At 69.0% G+C, this 14,486-nt stretch carries 12 protein-coding genes; 5 read left to right on the forward strand and 7 right to left on the reverse strand.

Annotated elements, in window-relative coordinates; translation table 11 throughout:
* Positions 1 to 7: 7 nt before the first annotated feature.
* Complete coding sequence (locus A9Z05_RS00605) at positions 8 to 1,093, reverse strand: LLM class flavin-dependent oxidoreductase (protein WP_069616435.1); 1,086 nt, start codon at positions 1,091 to 1,093, stop codon at positions 8 to 10.
* 229 nt (positions 1,094 to 1,322) lie between these two features.
* Between A9Z05_RS00605 and A9Z05_RS00610 the strand changes: the two genes are divergently transcribed.
* On the forward strand, positions 1,323 to 2,666 hold the full coding sequence (locus A9Z05_RS00610) for an acyl-CoA dehydrogenase family protein (RefSeq protein WP_069616436.1): 1,344 nt from the start codon (positions 1,323 to 1,325) through the stop codon (positions 2,664 to 2,666).
* A 70-nt stretch (positions 2,667 to 2,736) separates the two neighbouring features.
* On the opposite strand, the gene A9Z05_RS00615 is transcribed toward A9Z05_RS00610, so the two are convergent.
* Complete coding sequence (locus tag A9Z05_RS00615; protein ID WP_176730122.1) at positions 2,737 to 3,711, reverse strand: LysR family transcriptional regulator; 975 nt, start codon at positions 3,709 to 3,711, stop codon at positions 2,737 to 2,739.
* A 17-nt stretch (positions 3,712 to 3,728) separates the two neighbouring features.
* On the opposite strand from A9Z05_RS00615, the gene A9Z05_RS00620 reads away from it, so the two are divergent.
* Entirely contained in the window at positions 3,729 to 4,295 is a 567-nt protein-coding gene (locus A9Z05_RS00620; RefSeq protein ID WP_069616438.1) for a cysteine dioxygenase, read from the forward strand.
* A 105-nt stretch (positions 4,296 to 4,400) separates the two neighbouring features.
* Positions 4,401 to 6,026: a rhodanese-related sulfurtransferase gene (locus A9Z05_RS00625; RefSeq protein WP_069616439.1), complete on the forward strand. Its 1,626-nt coding sequence runs from the start codon at positions 4,401 to 4,403 to the stop codon at positions 6,024 to 6,026.
* Between the two features lie 70 nt (positions 6,027 to 6,096).
* Here the strand turns inward: A9Z05_RS00625 and A9Z05_RS00630 are convergent, their stop codons facing one another.
* Positions 6,097 to 7,239, reverse strand: a complete 1,143-nt coding sequence (locus A9Z05_RS00630) for a glycerophosphodiester phosphodiesterase (protein WP_069616440.1) — start codon at positions 7,237 to 7,239, stop codon at positions 6,097 to 6,099.
* A 362-nt stretch (positions 7,240 to 7,601) separates the two neighbouring features.
* Here A9Z05_RS00630 and A9Z05_RS00635 point away from each other — a divergent pair, with 362 nt between their 5' ends.
* Together A9Z05_RS00635 and A9Z05_RS00640 are read left to right on the forward strand one after the other, a co-directional pair.
* Positions 7,602 to 8,669, forward strand: coding sequence for a phytoene/squalene synthase family protein (locus tag A9Z05_RS00635; protein ID WP_069616441.1), 1,068 nt, complete (start codon positions 7,602 to 7,604; stop codon positions 8,667 to 8,669).
* A 480-nt stretch (positions 8,670 to 9,149) separates the two neighbouring features.
* The gene (locus A9Z05_RS00640) at positions 9,150 to 10,364 is read left to right on the forward strand and encodes a porin (RefSeq protein WP_069616442.1); all 1,215 of its coding nucleotides are present in this window, start codon (positions 9,150 to 9,152) and stop codon (positions 10,362 to 10,364) included.
* 109 nt (positions 10,365 to 10,473) lie between these two features.
* Here the strand turns inward: A9Z05_RS00640 and A9Z05_RS00645 are convergent, their stop codons facing one another.
* The 4 genes from A9Z05_RS00645 to A9Z05_RS00660 all read right to left on the reverse strand — a co-directional run bounded on the left by A9Z05_RS00645 (position 10,474) and on the right by A9Z05_RS00660 (position 14,482).
* Positions 10,474 to 10,893, reverse strand: a complete 420-nt coding sequence (locus A9Z05_RS00645; RefSeq protein WP_069616443.1) for a cupin domain-containing protein — start codon at positions 10,891 to 10,893, stop codon at positions 10,474 to 10,476.
* 10 nt (positions 10,894 to 10,903) lie between these two features.
* Entirely contained in the window at positions 10,904 to 11,341 is a 438-nt protein-coding gene (locus A9Z05_RS00650) for a carboxymuconolactone decarboxylase family protein (protein ID WP_027805767.1), read from the reverse strand.
* Between the two features lie 95 nt (positions 11,342 to 11,436).
* Positions 11,437 to 12,921: a PLP-dependent aminotransferase family protein gene (locus tag A9Z05_RS00655; RefSeq protein ID WP_069616444.1), complete on the reverse strand. Its 1,485-nt coding sequence runs from the start codon at positions 12,919 to 12,921 to the stop codon at positions 11,437 to 11,439.
* Positions 12,922 to 13,204: 283 nt separating this feature from the next.
* Positions 13,205 to 14,482 (reverse strand): MFS transporter, encoded by a 1,278-nt coding sequence (locus A9Z05_RS00660; RefSeq protein WP_069616445.1) that lies wholly within the window; start codon positions 14,480 to 14,482, stop codon positions 13,205 to 13,207.
* Between the last annotated feature and the right edge of the window lie 4 nt (positions 14,483 to 14,486).

The raw sequence follows: 14,486 nt of genomic DNA on the forward strand, positions 1-14,486 counted from the left end.
GTTGGGCTCAGGCGGCGCGGCGCGCCGCGTCGTGGGCGGCGACGGCGCTGCGCACGCGCGGAATCAGTTCGCGGCCGTAGTCGATCGCGTCTTCCAGCGGATCGAAGCCGCGGATCAGGAACGTCGTCACGCCGAGGTCGTAGTAGTCGAGCAGCGCGTCGGCGACTTGTTCAGGGGTACCGACGAGCGCCGTCGAGTTCGAACGCGCGCCGGTGAGCTTCGCGATCTCGGTCCACAGCCGCTTGTCGACGCGCGAGCCGCGCTCGGCCGCGGCGAGCAGGCGGCGCGCGCCTTCGCTCTGCTGCGGGCCGCCGGCGCCGAGCCCGGCCGCTTCGCGCAGCCGGCGCGTCTCGTCGAGGATGCGGTGCGCCCGCGCCCACGCTTCGTCCTCGGTCGCCGCGAGGATCGGGCGGAACGACACGGAGAAGCGCACCTGGCGGCCGTGTTTCGCGGCTTCGGCGCGTACGCGCGTCGTCAGGTCGCGCACCTGGTCGAGCGATTCGCCCCACAGCGCGTAGACGTCCGCATGCTTGCCGGCCACCGCGAGCGCGGCTTCCGATGCGCCGCCGAAGTAGATCGGCACATGCGGCTGCTGGACCGGCTTCACTTCCGAAAAACCCTGTTTGAAGCGGTAGTGCGCACCGTCGTGATCGAACGGCTGCGCTTCGGTCCAGATCCGCCGCAGGATGCCCAGGTATTCGTCGGTGCGTGCGTAGCGTGCGTCGTGATCGAGGAAGTCGCCGTCGCGCTGCTGCTCGCTGTCCGAGCCGCCGGAGATGAAGTGCACGGCGAGCCGGCCGCGGCTGAACTGGTCGAGCGTCGCGATCTGCCGTGCGGCGAGCGTCGGCGCGGTGAAGCCCGGGCGATGCGCGAGCATGAAATGGATGCGCTCGGTCGCGGCTGCCGCGAACGCGATCGTCAGCGTCGCCGACGGGCCGGTCGAGTGATGCGGCACGAGAATCCGGTCGAAGCCGGCGGTTTCGTGGGCGCGGGCAAAGTCGCGCACATAGTCGGGATCGACGACGGGGCCGGACGCCGGGTGGATTTCCGACTGTTTCTGGCTCTGGATCATGCCGATGAATTCGACGCTCATCTGGGTCTCCGGTGCAGGGACGTCCCGGCGTACGGCCGGGCAGGAATGGAGCGCAGGTTAACGCCGGGATCATGCGGAATGGAAATAATCAATCCCGATTTGAATATCAGATTTGCATGGTTTGGGGTCGCATGCGTTGCGCATACGCTGTGGGCTCGTGAATGATCGGGCGCGCGTTGGCGCCTTGTTTGTTGCCGTCGTGTTCGACCTACCCAGGGAATCCGTTTCGATGTCCGCCAGCCTTGCCGTTTCCTCGCCGCCACCGCACCCTTCGCTGCGCCTTCTGCCGGTCGACGCGGCTGACGTCGCCGACGAGACGAGCGACGCGCGCGTCGCCGCGCTGCTCGAGCGCCTCGCCCCCGAACTCGCCGCCGATGCGGCCCGCAACGACGTCGACGGCCGCTTTCCGCACGAGAACTTCGCGCGACTGCATCGCGCCGGGCTGATCGCGCAGGTCGTGCCGCGCGAGCACGGCGGCGCCGGGGCGACGCTGGCGCGGGCGAGCCGGATCGTCGCCGCCGTCGCGCGGGCAGACCCGGCGACCGCGCTGGTGTTGACGATGACGTATCTGCAGCATCGCGCGCTCGGCCGCGCGGACAACCGCTGGCCGGCGCAGGTGCGGCGCGCGGTGTTCGACAGCGCGGTCGCGCACGGCGCGCTGATCAACGCGCTGCGCGTCGAGCCCGCGCTCGGTTCGCCGTCGCGCGGCGGGCTGCCGGACACCATCGCGCGCCGCGATGGCGACGGCTGGCGGCTGTCGGGCCACAAGCTCTACAGCACCGGAATTCCGGCGCTGCGCTGGCTGGCCGTGTGGGCGCGTACCGACGAGCCGACGCCGCGTGTCGGCGTGTTTCTCGTGCCGCGCGACCCGGAGACCGACGGCGACCGCATCCGCGTGATCGAAAGCTGGAATCACCTCGGCCTGCGCGCATCGGGCAGCCACGAGGTCGTGTTCGACGACGTGCCGCTGCCGGCCGATCACGCGGTCGACGTGCGCGCGCCGGACGCATGGGCCGTGTCGGCTGCCGCGCACGCGGATGCCGACGCGCAGGCCGATCAGCAGGCGTGGATGGTCGCGCTGCTCGGCAGCCTGTACGACGCGGTGGCGCGCGCATCGCGCGACTGGCTGATCGAGTTCGCGACGACGCGTGCGCCGAGCGGGCTCGGCGCGCCGCTCGCGACGCTGCCGCGCGTGCAGGAGGCGGTCGGCGAAATCGAGGGCTGGCTGCATACGAATCGCGTGCTGCTCGACGAGCACATCGCGCGCACCGACGCAGGCAACGCGCCGTCGCTGACGACCAGCGGCCTCGTCAAGCGCACCGTGACCGAGCACGCGATCCGGACGGTCGAGCAGGCGCTGAAGCTGTCGGGCAATCACGGGTTGAGCCGCGCGAATCCGCTCGAACGCCACTATCGCGACGTGCTGTGCAGCCGCGTGCATACGCCGCAGGACGACGCGATCGCGGCGGCGGCGGGGCGGGCGGTGCTCGATGCGGCGACGCGCGGGCAGACGAACGCGGCGACGGATGCAACGTCACGCAACGGGATCGAAGCCGGTCGACGCGATGCGTGAGCCGGACCGGGTTGCCGCGCGCGGAAACGGCGCTGCGCGACGCGGGCGCCGCGCAGCCACCGCGGCTACGTCAAGCGGCCTGGTCGTGCGATTGCTCGGGCAGCGCGAACGCCGTGCGCGCATGCGCGGCGACGGCCGCCAGCGGCGCGTCGAGGCGCGCCGCATCGTGTCGGCGCAGCAGCCACAGGTCGATCTGCGGCTTGAAATCGGCGAGCGGCACGATGTCGAGCGCGTCGCGCAGCGGGCTGCCTTCGACGAGCGGCAGCGGCATCAGCCCGAGGCCGACGCCGTTTGCAACGCTCTGCAGTTGCAGGTCGCGGCCGTATGCATCGAGCGTGACCGGCATCGGCAGGCCCTGCGCGTCGAGCGCGCGCCGCAGGCCCGCACGAAAGCCGCAGCCGTCCGGATTGAGCACCCAGCCGCGCGCGTGGCAATCGGCGAGCCGGTAGCTGCGGCGCGGCCAGTCGCCCTTGCGGCCGACCGCGACGAGCCGCGTGTCCAGCAGCCGCTCACCCTCGACCTGCGCCGGCAGCACCATCTCGCGGGCGAGGAAGACCAGCGCCGCATCGAGTTCGCGGCGGGCGACACGTTCGACGAGCAGGCCGCCCCATGCGGTCGTGACCTGCGTCGCGAGCGCGGGCCACTGCGCGGCGAGATCCGCGATGAGCGCCGGCAGCATCAGCTCGCCGAGCCCTTGCGTGAGCCCGATCCGGAATTCACCGGCAGGCGGCTGCTCGCCGGCAGTCAGTTCGCGCAGCGCGTCGACCTCGCGCAGGATCGCGCGACACTGTTCGAACACCTGCCGGCCGATGTCGGTCGGGCGCGGCGGCTTCGTGTTGCGGTCGAGCAGCGTCACGCCGAGCGCTTCCTCGAGATTCTGGACGCGCCGCGTGATCGCGGGCTGCGTCATCCCGAGCTCGGCCGCGGCCTGGCTCAGGGTCTGGCAGCGGACGACCGCTGCAAAAGCGTCGATATCGCTAATTTTCATGTTTGTTCTGCATGGTCTTTCGGGTGCATCATGACGATCCATCATATTCCGCATCATATTCGAGGAGCCGGCCGATGAGTACGCTTTCGTTGCAGCAGACGCCGCTGCGTCCGTTCGTCGACGGTCTGGATGCGCTGCTCGCGTCCGGCGCGAACGAGGCGCGCATTCTCGACGAGGGCGGCGCGCTGCTCGCCGCGCTCGTCGAACACGACGACTGGTTGCCCGACGCGTTCGCGCAGCCCGACCCCGAGCGTTACCGGCAGTACCTGCTGCATCTCGACCCGGACGAGCGCTTCTCGGTCGTCAGCTTCGTGTGGGGGCCCGGCCAGGCGACGCCGATCCACGACCACACGGTGTGGGGGCTGATCGGGATGCTGCGCGGCGGCGAGTTCTCGCAGCCGTACCGGTTCGACGCGGCCGGCAAGCCGGTGCCCGCGGGCGACGCCGTGCGGCTGCAGCCGGGCGAGGTCGAGGCCGTGTCGCCGCGCATCGGCGACGTGCATCGCGTGACCAACGCGTTCGCCGACCGCGTATCGATCAGCATCCACGTGTACGGCGCGAACATCGGCAAGGTCGAGCGCGCGGTGTACCTGGACGACGGTACCGTGAAGCCGTTCGTGTCCGGCTATTCGAATGCCTGACGCCCGGCCCGCTCGCGCGGCCCGTTGCGGGTGCGCGCGGGCAGGGCCACGCTCGATCCGTTCCGCTTTCTTCACCGACTTCAACACATTCAACACCGAGACATCGTGACGCAATCCGCCGATTCCACTTCCCGCTTTCCCGTCGCGTCGTACCAGGACGTACGCGCGCGCCTGCTGGCCCGCGACGAGATCGCGCTGATCGACGTACGCGAGGAGGATCCGTACGCACAGGGCCATCCGCTGTGGGCCGCCAACTTTCCGTTGTCGAAGCTCGAACTCGACGCATGGACGCGGATTCCGCGCCGCGACACGCCGGTCGTCGTGTTCGGCGAAGCGGGTGGCGAGGATCTCGCGCCGCGCGCGGCCGCGACGCTCGCGCGGCTCGGCTACACCGACGTGCGGCTGCTCGAAGGCGGCCTCGCGGGCTGGGTTGCCGCAGGCGGCGAGCTGTTCATCGACGTGAACGTGCCGAGCAAGTCGTTCGGCGAATGGGTCGAGGCCGAGCGCCATACGCCGTCGCTGTCCGCGCAGCAGGTGCAGGCGCTGATCGATGCGAAAGCCGATGTCGTGATCGTCGACGCGCGCCGCTTCGACGAATACCAGACGATGAACATCCCGACGTCGATCAGCGTGCCGGGCGCGGAGCTCGTGCTGCGCGTGCGCGCGCTCGCGCCGGATCCGCGGACGCAGGTGATCGTCAACTGCGCGGGCCGCACGCGCAGCATCATCGGCACGCAGTCGCTCGTCAACGCGGGGCTGCCGAACCCGGTCGCCGCGCTGCGCAACGGCACGATCGGCTGGACGCTGGCCGGCCAGACGCTCGAGCGCGGCGCGGCGCGCCGCTTTCCGGACGAAATCGACGCGACGCAGCGCGACGAAGCGCGTCGGGCCGCCCGCGCGGTGGCCGAGCGCGCCGGCGTGCCGCGCATCGCACTGGCCGACGTCGCGGCGCTCGACGAACCGGGCCGCACGCTGTACCGCTTCGACGTGCGTACGCCGGAGGAATACGAAGCCGGCCACCTGCCGGGCTTCCTGAGCACACCGGGCGGCCAGCTCGTGCAGGAGACCGACCATCACGCGGCCGTGCGCGGCGCGCGGATCGTGCTGGCCGACGATGACGGCGTGCGCGCGGACATGACCGCATCGTGGCTCGCGCAGATGGGCTGGGACGTGCGCGTCGTCGAGCCGGCCGGCACCGCGGCATTCATCGAGCGCGGCCAGCCGCCGCGGGAAGTGCCCGCGACGCCGCCCGCGACCGACGTGTCGCCCGCGACGCTCGCCGGCTGGCTGAAGGAAGCCGCGCCCGGCGAGCTCGCGATCGTCGACGTGACGGCCAGCGCGAACTACGTGAAGCGTCATATCCCGGGCGCGTGGTTTGCCGTGCGCGCGCAGTTGCGCGACGCGCTGGCGGCGATTCCGCCCGCGAAGCGCTACGTGTTCACGTGCGGATCAAGCCTGCTCGCGCGGTTCGCGGCGGATGACGCCCGCGCGCTGCTGCCGGCGTCGGCCGAGATCCGGGTGCTGACCGGCGGCACGGCCGCGTGGATCGACGCCGGGCTGCCGCTCGAGCGCGGCGAGACCCGGCTTGCGTCGCCGCGCATCGACCGCTACCGGCGCCCGTACGAAGGCACCGACAATGCGGCCGCCGCGATGCAGGCGTATCTCGACTGGGAATACGGACTGGTCGACCAGTTGAAGCGGGACGGCACGCACCACTTCAAGGCGATCTGACCGACGCGGGCCAACCGGGCGCGGCCCGTCGTGCGCGGCGCCCGGTCGCGATGCGGGTCGGCGCCGGGTATCAGCGCTTGAACGTATCGACGGCCGTGCGACCGACGGCCGGATCGTCGGTGAAGAAGCCGTCGATGCCCGCGCGCAGGTACGCCTGGATCTCGCGCACCGAGCCGGCCGTGTTGCGCGTGGCCGGCGTGCCGCCGTCCTTCAGCGACGCGGGCAGGAAGTTGTTCTCCGGGCGGAACGTGTACGGATGCACGACGAGGCCGGCCTCGTGCGCATAGCGCACGTACGGCGTCGGCTGCTGCAGCGTGCCGTCCGCGGCGACCGCGATGATCGACGTCTTGTACGGTCCGACGCCGTTCGCATAGGTCGCGATCTCGCGCATCCCGTCGCGCGTCGACAGGTCGCCGTAGGTGCGCGTGTCGTTCGCCTTCACGAAGTCGTACGGGTGCTGACCGGCTTCGTCCATCAGTTGCACGAGCTTCCAGTTCGGCTGGCTCGACTTGATCCGGTTGCGGATCGTCTTCAGGTTCGCGACCTCGAACGACTGGATGTAGACGGTCGCCGTGCGCGACGTGTACGCGTCCTTCAGCAGCGCGTCGACGAGGCGGTCCTCGAGCGGCAGGCCGATCGACTGGAAGTAGGTCGGATGCTTGGTTTCCGGATACAGGTGGATCGTGCGGCCGGTCTGCGCGGACATCTGCTTCGCGAGCGCGACGATCTCGTCGAACGTCGGAATCTCGAACTGGTCGTTGTACGCGGTGTTGGCGGGGCGCACCTGCGGGATGCGCTCGCGCGCCCGCAGCGTCTTCAGCTCGGCAAGCGTGAAATCCTCGGTGAACCAGCCGGTCAACGGCGTGCCGTCGATCGTCTTGGTCGCCTTGCGGCTCGCGAACTGCGGCAGCGCCGACACGTTCGTCGTACCCGAGATCTCGTTCTCGTGGCGCGCGACGAGCACGCCGTCGCGGGTCGACACGAGGTCGGGCTCGATCACGTCGGCGCCGTCCTCGATCGCCTTGCGGTACGACGCGAGCGTGTGTTCGGGGCGCAGCGCGCTCGCGCCGCGATGGCCGACCACCTGGACCTTCGCGGAAATCGGCTGCGTGGGATCGCGCGTCAGATCGTCGCCGCCGCACGCGGCGAGCAGGAACGCGGCGGCGCAGGCGAACGGGACGTAGCGCAGGGAGGTCGGGCGCTTGAGGAGCATGTCGATGAACCTTCGAAACGGAGTCGGGAAAGGGTGCTCGCGCCGACGGCCCGGCAGGGCGCCGGGCTGCGGAGTCGAACGGTGCGCGATCGTCGCATCGAATGATTACATATGTATTACGTCGGCCTTTCCGTTTCGTTGTGGGGCGGCGACATGCACGCGCGTGACGGTAGGCGGGCGCGCACCGCATTCCGGCCGTCACAGCGAACCCGCGCGCCGGATGCACTAAACTTGCGGGAATTTTGCATCGCCGCACCGGGGCCCACGCCCGGCTGGCGCGACGATGAGGCGACTCGCGGGCCGGCGCGGGCGCCCGGCGCCCGTGGCGTCCGGGGCCCGCGCCGGCCGATTTTTCCCGACCCATGACGACCCATACTGATCCCGCCTATCTGCTCGGCGAGCTGCTGAAGAACGTTTCCCGCTCCTTCTACCTGACGCTGCGCGTGCTGCCCGACGGCATGCGCGACCCGGTCGGCCTCGCGTATTTGCTGGCGCGCGCGGCCGACACGATCGCCGACACGGCGCTCGTCGCGCCCGACCGACGCGCGGCGCTGCTGACCGACCTGCGCGACGACATCGAGCGGCTCGGCGACGGCGCGGCGCTGTCGCGCTCGCTCGACGACGTGACGCGGATGCAGACCGATTCGCACGAACACCTGCTGCTCGGCTCGATGGAGCCGATGCTCGCGCTGCTGCGCGCGCAGCCGGAGGCCGACCGCGCGTCGATCCGCAAGGTCGTCGCGACGCTCACGGCGGGGATGGAATTCGACCTGCGCACGTTTCCGGACGAGCAGTCGGGGCAGGTCGCATCGCTGCCGACGCGCGACGTGCTCGACCGCTACACGTACCTCGTCGCCGGCTGCGTCGGCGAATTCTGGACCGACATGACGGGGATGCACACGCGCGCCGCGCGCGGCTGGGATCTGGCGGACATGCGCGAGAAGGGCATCCGTTTCGGCAAGGCGCTGCAGATGACCAACATCCTGCGCGACTGCGCGAAGGACCTGCGCATCGGCCGCTGCTACCTGCCCGACGACGTGCTGCGCGCGCACGGGCTCGTGGTGGCCGACCTGATGCGGCCCGAGGGCTCGGCGCGCGCGCGCGGCGTGCTGGTTGACCTGCTGCGCGTCGCGCTCGACCAGTATCGCGATGCCTGCCTGTATACGCTCGCGATCCCGCGCCGTTTCGTGCGGCTGCGGCTCGCGTGCCTGTGGCCGATCATGATCGGCCTCGAAACGCTCGAGCTGCTGGCCGGCCACGCGGCGTGGCTCGATCCGGCGAAGCCGGCCAAGGTGCCGAGAAAGCGTATTTACCGGATCATGGCGGCGTCGTTCGCGCTGGTCGGTTCGAACACGGCGATCCGCACGCGCCTGACCGCGCTCGCCGATGCGGTGGCCGCGCGGCTCGCGCGCCCCGCCACGCAGTCCTGAAGATCGCCGGCGCGACACGCGCCGGCATCGCCTCCCGGTCCGCGTTCGCCGGACCGTACCCGTCCGGTTCCCGGCACGTCGACTAAAAACGTTTTCATGATTTCGTGTCTCGAAATGTGGGTGTCACGAACGTCGGCGATCCTGCGCGGCGGCGTGAATCGCGGCGTCAGCTTCGATCGCGCATTGGTAAGACGTTTTGTCGCCGAAGGCGTCTGACGACATCGGACGGTCGTGTTGCACCCGTAAAAATGTAAAGCTAGGGTTTTCACCGGGAAATGCCGGAAACACCCGCTGAGCAAGCGTTTGGGGCTGTCTTGTAACCGTTTGGTGAACCGCTGCGTTGCGTCGATCATACGATGACCGACTGCACATGTTGGGAAACAATCGGTAATCCGTCAGAATCGCGTCGGCATGTACTCGCACATGTGTCGGTCATAAAACCACACCAGAAAAGAAACATTCTTTGAGGACGGAGAATCAATGAAAAAGCGCGTCGCTTTCGCCATGACGGCAGTCGGTCTCGCAGCCGCTACCGCCGCCCACGCCCAGAGCAGCGTGACGCTGTACGGTATCGTCGACAACGGTATCGCCTGGCAGAACAATTCGTCGGCAACCGGCGCGACCACGGGTGGTCACTCGAAGGTGCAGATGTCCACCGGCGTGTGGGCAGGCAGCCGCTTCGGCCTGAAGGGCAGCGAAGACCTCGGCGGCGGCACGAAGGCGATTTTCCAGTTGGAAGCCGGCGTCAACACGGCTAACGGCTCGTCGCAGTGGACGGGCGGCATCTTCACGCGTCAGGCATGGGTTGGTATGACGAACCCGACGTACGGTACGCTGACGGCCGGCCGCCAGTACACCGCGTACTACACGCTGCTGTCGCCGTACAGCCCGACGACCTGGCTGACCGGCTACTACGGCGCGCACCCGGGCGATATCGATTCGCTGGATACCAGCTACCGCGCGAACAACTCGCTCGTCTACATGTCGCCGAAGTTCTACGGCTTCACGGTCGGTGGTTCGTACTCGTTCGGCGGCGTCGCAGGCGCGACGAACCGCGGCTCGACGTGGAGCGCGGCGATCCAGTACCTGAACGGCCCGGCAGGCATCGCGGTCGGCTACCAGAAGATCAACAACTCGACGCTCGGCGGCGGCGTGTGGGGTGCGAACTCGACCGCGCAGAACGGTCTGGACACGAGCGGCAACGGTGCGGAACAGGCCGTGTCGTCGATCAACAACGGCTACAAGACGGCACAGTCGCAACAACGCGTCGCCGTGACGGCCGGTTACCAGTTCACGCCGTCGTGGGATATTTCGGCGTCGTACTCGAACGTCCAGTACATCCCGGGCGTGGGTTCGTCGTTCCGCAACACGGCGATCTTCAACACGGCAGGCGCCGTGCTGCACTGGAAGGCATCGGCTCAGTGGGACTTCGCCGCAGGCTACTCGTACACGCGTGCGACCGAGTCGAACGGCATCTCGAGCTCGGCCAAGTACCACCAGGTCACGCTGTCGCAGTACTACAGCCTGTCGAAGCGCACGGGCCTGTACGCAGTTGAGGCGTACCAGCACGCGAGCGGCAACACGCTCAACGGCGCGGCGGTCATCGCGGCAACGACCTCGATCGGCGACGGCGTGGGCGCAGGTTCGAAGCAGAACCAGATCGGCGTCGGCGTCGGCCTGATCCACCGCTTCTGATGTCGCGCGGCGCGCGAGCGCCGCTCACGGCATGCGGGATGAAAAACCGGCCTTCGGGCCGGTTTTTTTCGTTTACGTCGCGAGCCGATGCGCGATCCGTCTCATCGGATCACTGATCGATCGGCGACTTCAGCGGCTGATGCTCGCCCGTCAACCCGAACACGACGAGTTGCGCGGGCTCGGTTGCGCTCGCGTTGCGCGATACCTGATGGCGCGAGCCGGGCGGCTCGTACCAGCCTTCGCCGGCCCGATAGCGGCGCAGCGGGCCGCCGTTCACCTGCGACAGGACTTCGCCTTTCGACACGACGGCGAACACCGAGCCGAGGTGCTTGTGCGGTTCGGACACCTGACCGGGCGCATAGTCGACCGTCGCGACGACCGCGAGCTTGCCGGGCGCCTCGGGCACGGCCTGCTGCATGATCGCGTGCACGCTGTCGCCGGCGTCGTGCGCGTGAGCGGCGGCCGGCAGCGCCGCGGCGAGCACGAGCCCGGCGCACAGCGCGACGCGATGGAGCGGGGAACGGATCATCGTCGGCTCCTTACTCGGGCATCTTGCGGAACGCGATCGCGAAGCGGTTCCACGAGTTGATCGTCGCGATCAGCATCGACAGGTCGAACAGTTCCTCGTCGGTGAAGTGCGGCTTCACGGCTTCCCATACGGCGTCGGGCACGTGGTTGCCGGCCACCAGCGTCAGCGCCTCGGTCCATTCCAGCGCCGCGCGTTCGCGCTCGGTGAAGAACGGCGTTTCGCGCCACGTGACGACGGTCGCGAGACGGCGGTCGGTTTCGCCGCCCTTGCGCGCGTCGGTCGTGTGCATGTCGACGCAGAACGCGCAGCCGTTGATCTGCGATGCGCGCAGGCGGACGAGCTCGGCGAGCGGCTTCTCGATCGAGCTCTTCGCGAGGAATTCCTCGGCGTTGCGCATTACCTTGATCGCATTCGGGCTGGCGGCATAGAAGTTCAGGCGCGGTTGCATGGCAGGTCCTCTTCGGTTGGGTGCGCCGGGGTGGCGCGACAGGACCCACTTTAAGCACCGCATTGGCCTGCTTGAATAGCCAATTCCGTGCAAATTCAGGTAACCAGTGGCGACCCGTCTACGATGCCGGCCTCCAGCAAGCCGGCCAGCTTCGCGAGCGCCGTGTCGATGCGCAGCGCGTCGATCCCGCCATAGCCGAACAGCAGCCCCGGGCGCACCGGCACGCCCACGTGGAACGCCGAAATCCCGTACAGGCCGATGTCCTGCGCGCGCGCCGCGCGGACCAGCGCCGCTTCGTCGAGCCCCGGTTTCAGGTGCGCGGCGAGATGGATGCCGGCGGTCGGCACGATCGCGTCGAACCACGGCGCGAGTCCGCCGCGCAGGTGCGCGACCAGCATCTTGCGACGCGCGTCGTAGTGCTTCTGCACGCGCTTCAGGTGCCGCGCGAAATCGCCTTCGAGCATGAAGCGCGCGAGCGCCGCCTGCGTCAGCGTGCACGTGTGCCAGTCGACGATCTGCTTCGCCTTGGCCAGCGCGCCGCGCAGCGCGCGCGGCGGAATCGCGTAGCCGATCCGCAGCTCGGGGAAAATCGTCTTCGAGAACGTGCCGACGTACGCAACGAGGCCCGTGCGGTCCAGGCTCTTCAGCGATTCGACCGGCCGGCCCTCGAAGCGGAATTCGCCGTCGTAGTCGTCCTCGATGATCACCGCGCGGCGGCGCTGCGCCCATTCGAGCAGCGCGACGCGGCGATCGAGCGTCATCGGCATGCCGAGCGGGAACTGGTGCGACGGGGTCACGTAGACGAGCCGCGCGTCGTCCGGCAGCCGTTCCGTGACGAGGCCCTGCGCGTCGACCGGCACGCCGATCACCGTCGCGCCGAGCGACGCGAATGCGGCGCGCGCGGGCGGATAACCGGGATCCTCGACCGCGACGACGTCGCCCGGCCGGACGACGACGCGCGCGAGCAGGTCGAGCGCCTGCTGCGCGCCTTGCGTGACGAGCACGTCGTCCCAACTGCAGGCGACCGCGCGGCTGAATCCGACGTAGCGCGCGATCGCGCCGCGCAACTGCGGATCGCCGGCCGGGTCGTGGTACTGGCCGGGCCCGCGTGCCTGTTGGCGCAGCGCGTGATGCAGGCAGCGCCGCCAGGCGTCGAACGGGAACAGTGTCTTGTCGGTTACGCCGCCGCGAAAGTCGAAGCCGGGGGAGTCCTGCGGCGCGGGCATCGCGAGTGCGTCGGGCAGGTCGTTCCACAGCGCGCGTGCATCGACCGCGTCGATGCGCGGCATGTCGTCGACGATCGACGGCGCCGACGTCGCCGCGGCATGCGGCACGCGCGCGAGGCCGCCGGCGACGAACGTGCCGTCGCCCGCGCGCGTCGTCAGGTAACCCTCGGCGACGAGACGCTCGAACGCGTCGAGCGTCGTCTTGCGCGACACGCCGAGCTGTTTCGCGAGGTCGCGCGTCGACGGCAGCCGCGCGCCGCCTTCGAGACGCCCGTCGACGATCGCCGTGCGCAGTTGCCGGAAAATTTGCCCCGTCAGGTCGTGACGGCCTTCGATGCGGATCGCGATGTCCATCGCAGTGGTTACCTTGATTCCCGGGATTTCGCCTTGATCAGCATACCGGAAGTCGACCGGGCGGCGGCCGTTCGCGGCAGGCTGGCGCGGTCGCCATCGTCCGTCGGTGCCTTGCGATCCATGACGCGCTCACCACCGAGGGGGCCGTGCTGTCCGAAGGCGAACTGCTGCGGTGTTGTCGGGTTGTTCGGCCGGTGGGCGGTCGAGGGCGGGACGCCGTGCGTCACCCGGTCACACGTCGGTGCGAATCAACACATCGAGATTGCGCTGCGCGATCCGGCATTCAAAGCGACCTCGCCTTCGTCTCCGGCAGCAGCAGGACGGCGAGCAGCACCACGCCATAGGCTGCGCCGGAAAAGATCGCGATGGCCAGCGCGAGGCCGAGCGAATGGCTCAGCATCCCGACGAGGCTCGGGAACAGCGCGCCGATGCCGCGTCCGAAGTTGTAGGTGAAGCTTTGCGCATTGGCGCGGAAAGTCGATGGATACAGTTCCGTCAGGTACGCACCGACTCCGCTGAAGATGCCGCATGAGGAAAAGCCGAGCGGAAATCCGAGCCACAGCATCTGTGCATTCGAGAGCGGGACGGTCAGGTACGCGCACACCGACACGAGAGAGAGCGCGGAGAACAGCATGAAGTTGCGCCGGCGCCCCCACCAGTCGGAAAGATACGCGCCGACGACATAGCCGCAAAACGACCCGACGATGATCACGAACAGATAGGCGCCCGTATCGAGCACCGACAGGTGCCGCTCGATCTTGAGAAAAGCCGGCAGCCACGTCGACATCGCATAGAAGCCGCCCTGGATGCCGGTGCAGAGCAGCGCGGCCAGCACCGTGCGCCGTGCGTGCGCGCGCGAGAAGATCGCCCACACCGACGGCTGGCCTGCGCCTTGTTTGCGGGCGGCGTCCGCCTGCACGAACACCTCCGGTTCGGGCACGTGCTTGCGTACGTACAGGACGAGCAGGGCGGGCACGATACCCACCCAGAACAGGCTGCGCCACGCCAGCGACTCGGGAAGGACCGAAAACGCGATGCTGTAGAGGATCGCCGCGCCGCCCCAGCCGATGGCCCAGCCGCTCTGCACGAGGCCGACCGCCTTGCCGCGATGGGCGGGTGCGACGATTTCGCCGATCAGCACGGCGCCGACGGCCCATTCGCCGCCGAAGCCGAGCCCTTGCAGCGCGCGCAGCACGAAGATCTGCTCGAAGTTCTGCGCGAAACCGATTGCCAGCGTGCAGACGGAGAACCACAGGATCGTCCCCTGCAATACCTTGACCCGTCCGTATCGATCCGCGAGGATGCCCGCGATCCAGCCGCCCACGGACGAGAAAATCAGCGTCACGGTGCTCAACAGGCCGGCCTTGCCGCGATCGAGTCCCCACAGGTCGATCAGCGAAGCCAGCACGAAGCTGAACACCATGAAGTCGAACGCATCGGTCGCCCAGCCGGCGAACGCTGCCTTGAACGCGCGTTTGCCCGCGGAATCGAGTTCGGCGTACCACGACGCGCGCGGCGCGATTCGCAGTGTGGCTTCGTCGGCATCTCTCGTCGTCGTCATTGTT

Source organism: Burkholderia sp. A2 (assembly GCF_001729305.1).
Taxonomy (GTDB): domain Bacteria; phylum Pseudomonadota; class Gammaproteobacteria; order Burkholderiales; family Burkholderiaceae; genus Burkholderia; species Burkholderia sola.

Excerpts from the sequence above, each read along its gene's own strand:
- A9Z05_RS00605 (WP_069616435.1), bottom strand. The coding sequence starts at position 1,093 with ATGAGCGTCGAATTCATCGGCATGATCCAGAGCCAGAAACAGTCGGAA.
- A9Z05_RS00610 (WP_069616436.1), top strand. The coding sequence starts at position 1,323 with ATGTCCGCCAGCCTTGCCGTTTCCTCGCCGCCACCGCACCCTTCGCTG.
- A9Z05_RS00615 (WP_176730122.1), bottom strand. The coding sequence starts at position 3,711 with ATGATGCGGAATATGATGGATCGTCATGATGCACCCGAAAGACCATGC.
- A9Z05_RS00620 (WP_069616438.1), top strand. The coding sequence starts at position 3,729 with ATGAGTACGCTTTCGTTGCAGCAGACGCCGCTGCGTCCGTTCGTCGAC.
- A9Z05_RS00630 (WP_069616440.1), bottom strand. The coding sequence starts at position 7,239 with ATGCTCCTCAAGCGCCCGACCTCCCTGCGCTACGTCCCGTTCGCCTGC.
- A9Z05_RS00635 (WP_069616441.1), top strand. The coding sequence starts at position 7,602 with ATGACGACCCATACTGATCCCGCCTATCTGCTCGGCGAGCTGCTGAAG.
- A9Z05_RS00640 (WP_069616442.1), top strand. The coding sequence starts at position 9,150 with ATGAAAAAGCGCGTCGCTTTCGCCATGACGGCAGTCGGTCTCGCAGCC.
- A9Z05_RS00645 (WP_069616443.1), bottom strand. The coding sequence starts at position 10,893 with ATGATCCGTTCCCCGCTCCATCGCGTCGCGCTGTGCGCCGGGCTCGTG.
- A9Z05_RS00650 (WP_027805767.1), bottom strand. The coding sequence starts at position 11,341 with ATGCAACCGCGCCTGAACTTCTATGCCGCCAGCCCGAATGCGATCAAG.
- A9Z05_RS00655 (WP_069616444.1), bottom strand. The coding sequence starts at position 12,921 with ATGGACATCGCGATCCGCATCGAAGGCCGTCACGACCTGACGGGGCAA.
- A9Z05_RS00660 (WP_069616445.1), bottom strand. The coding sequence starts at position 14,482 with ATGACGACGACGAGAGATGCCGACGAAGCCACACTGCGAATCGCGCCG.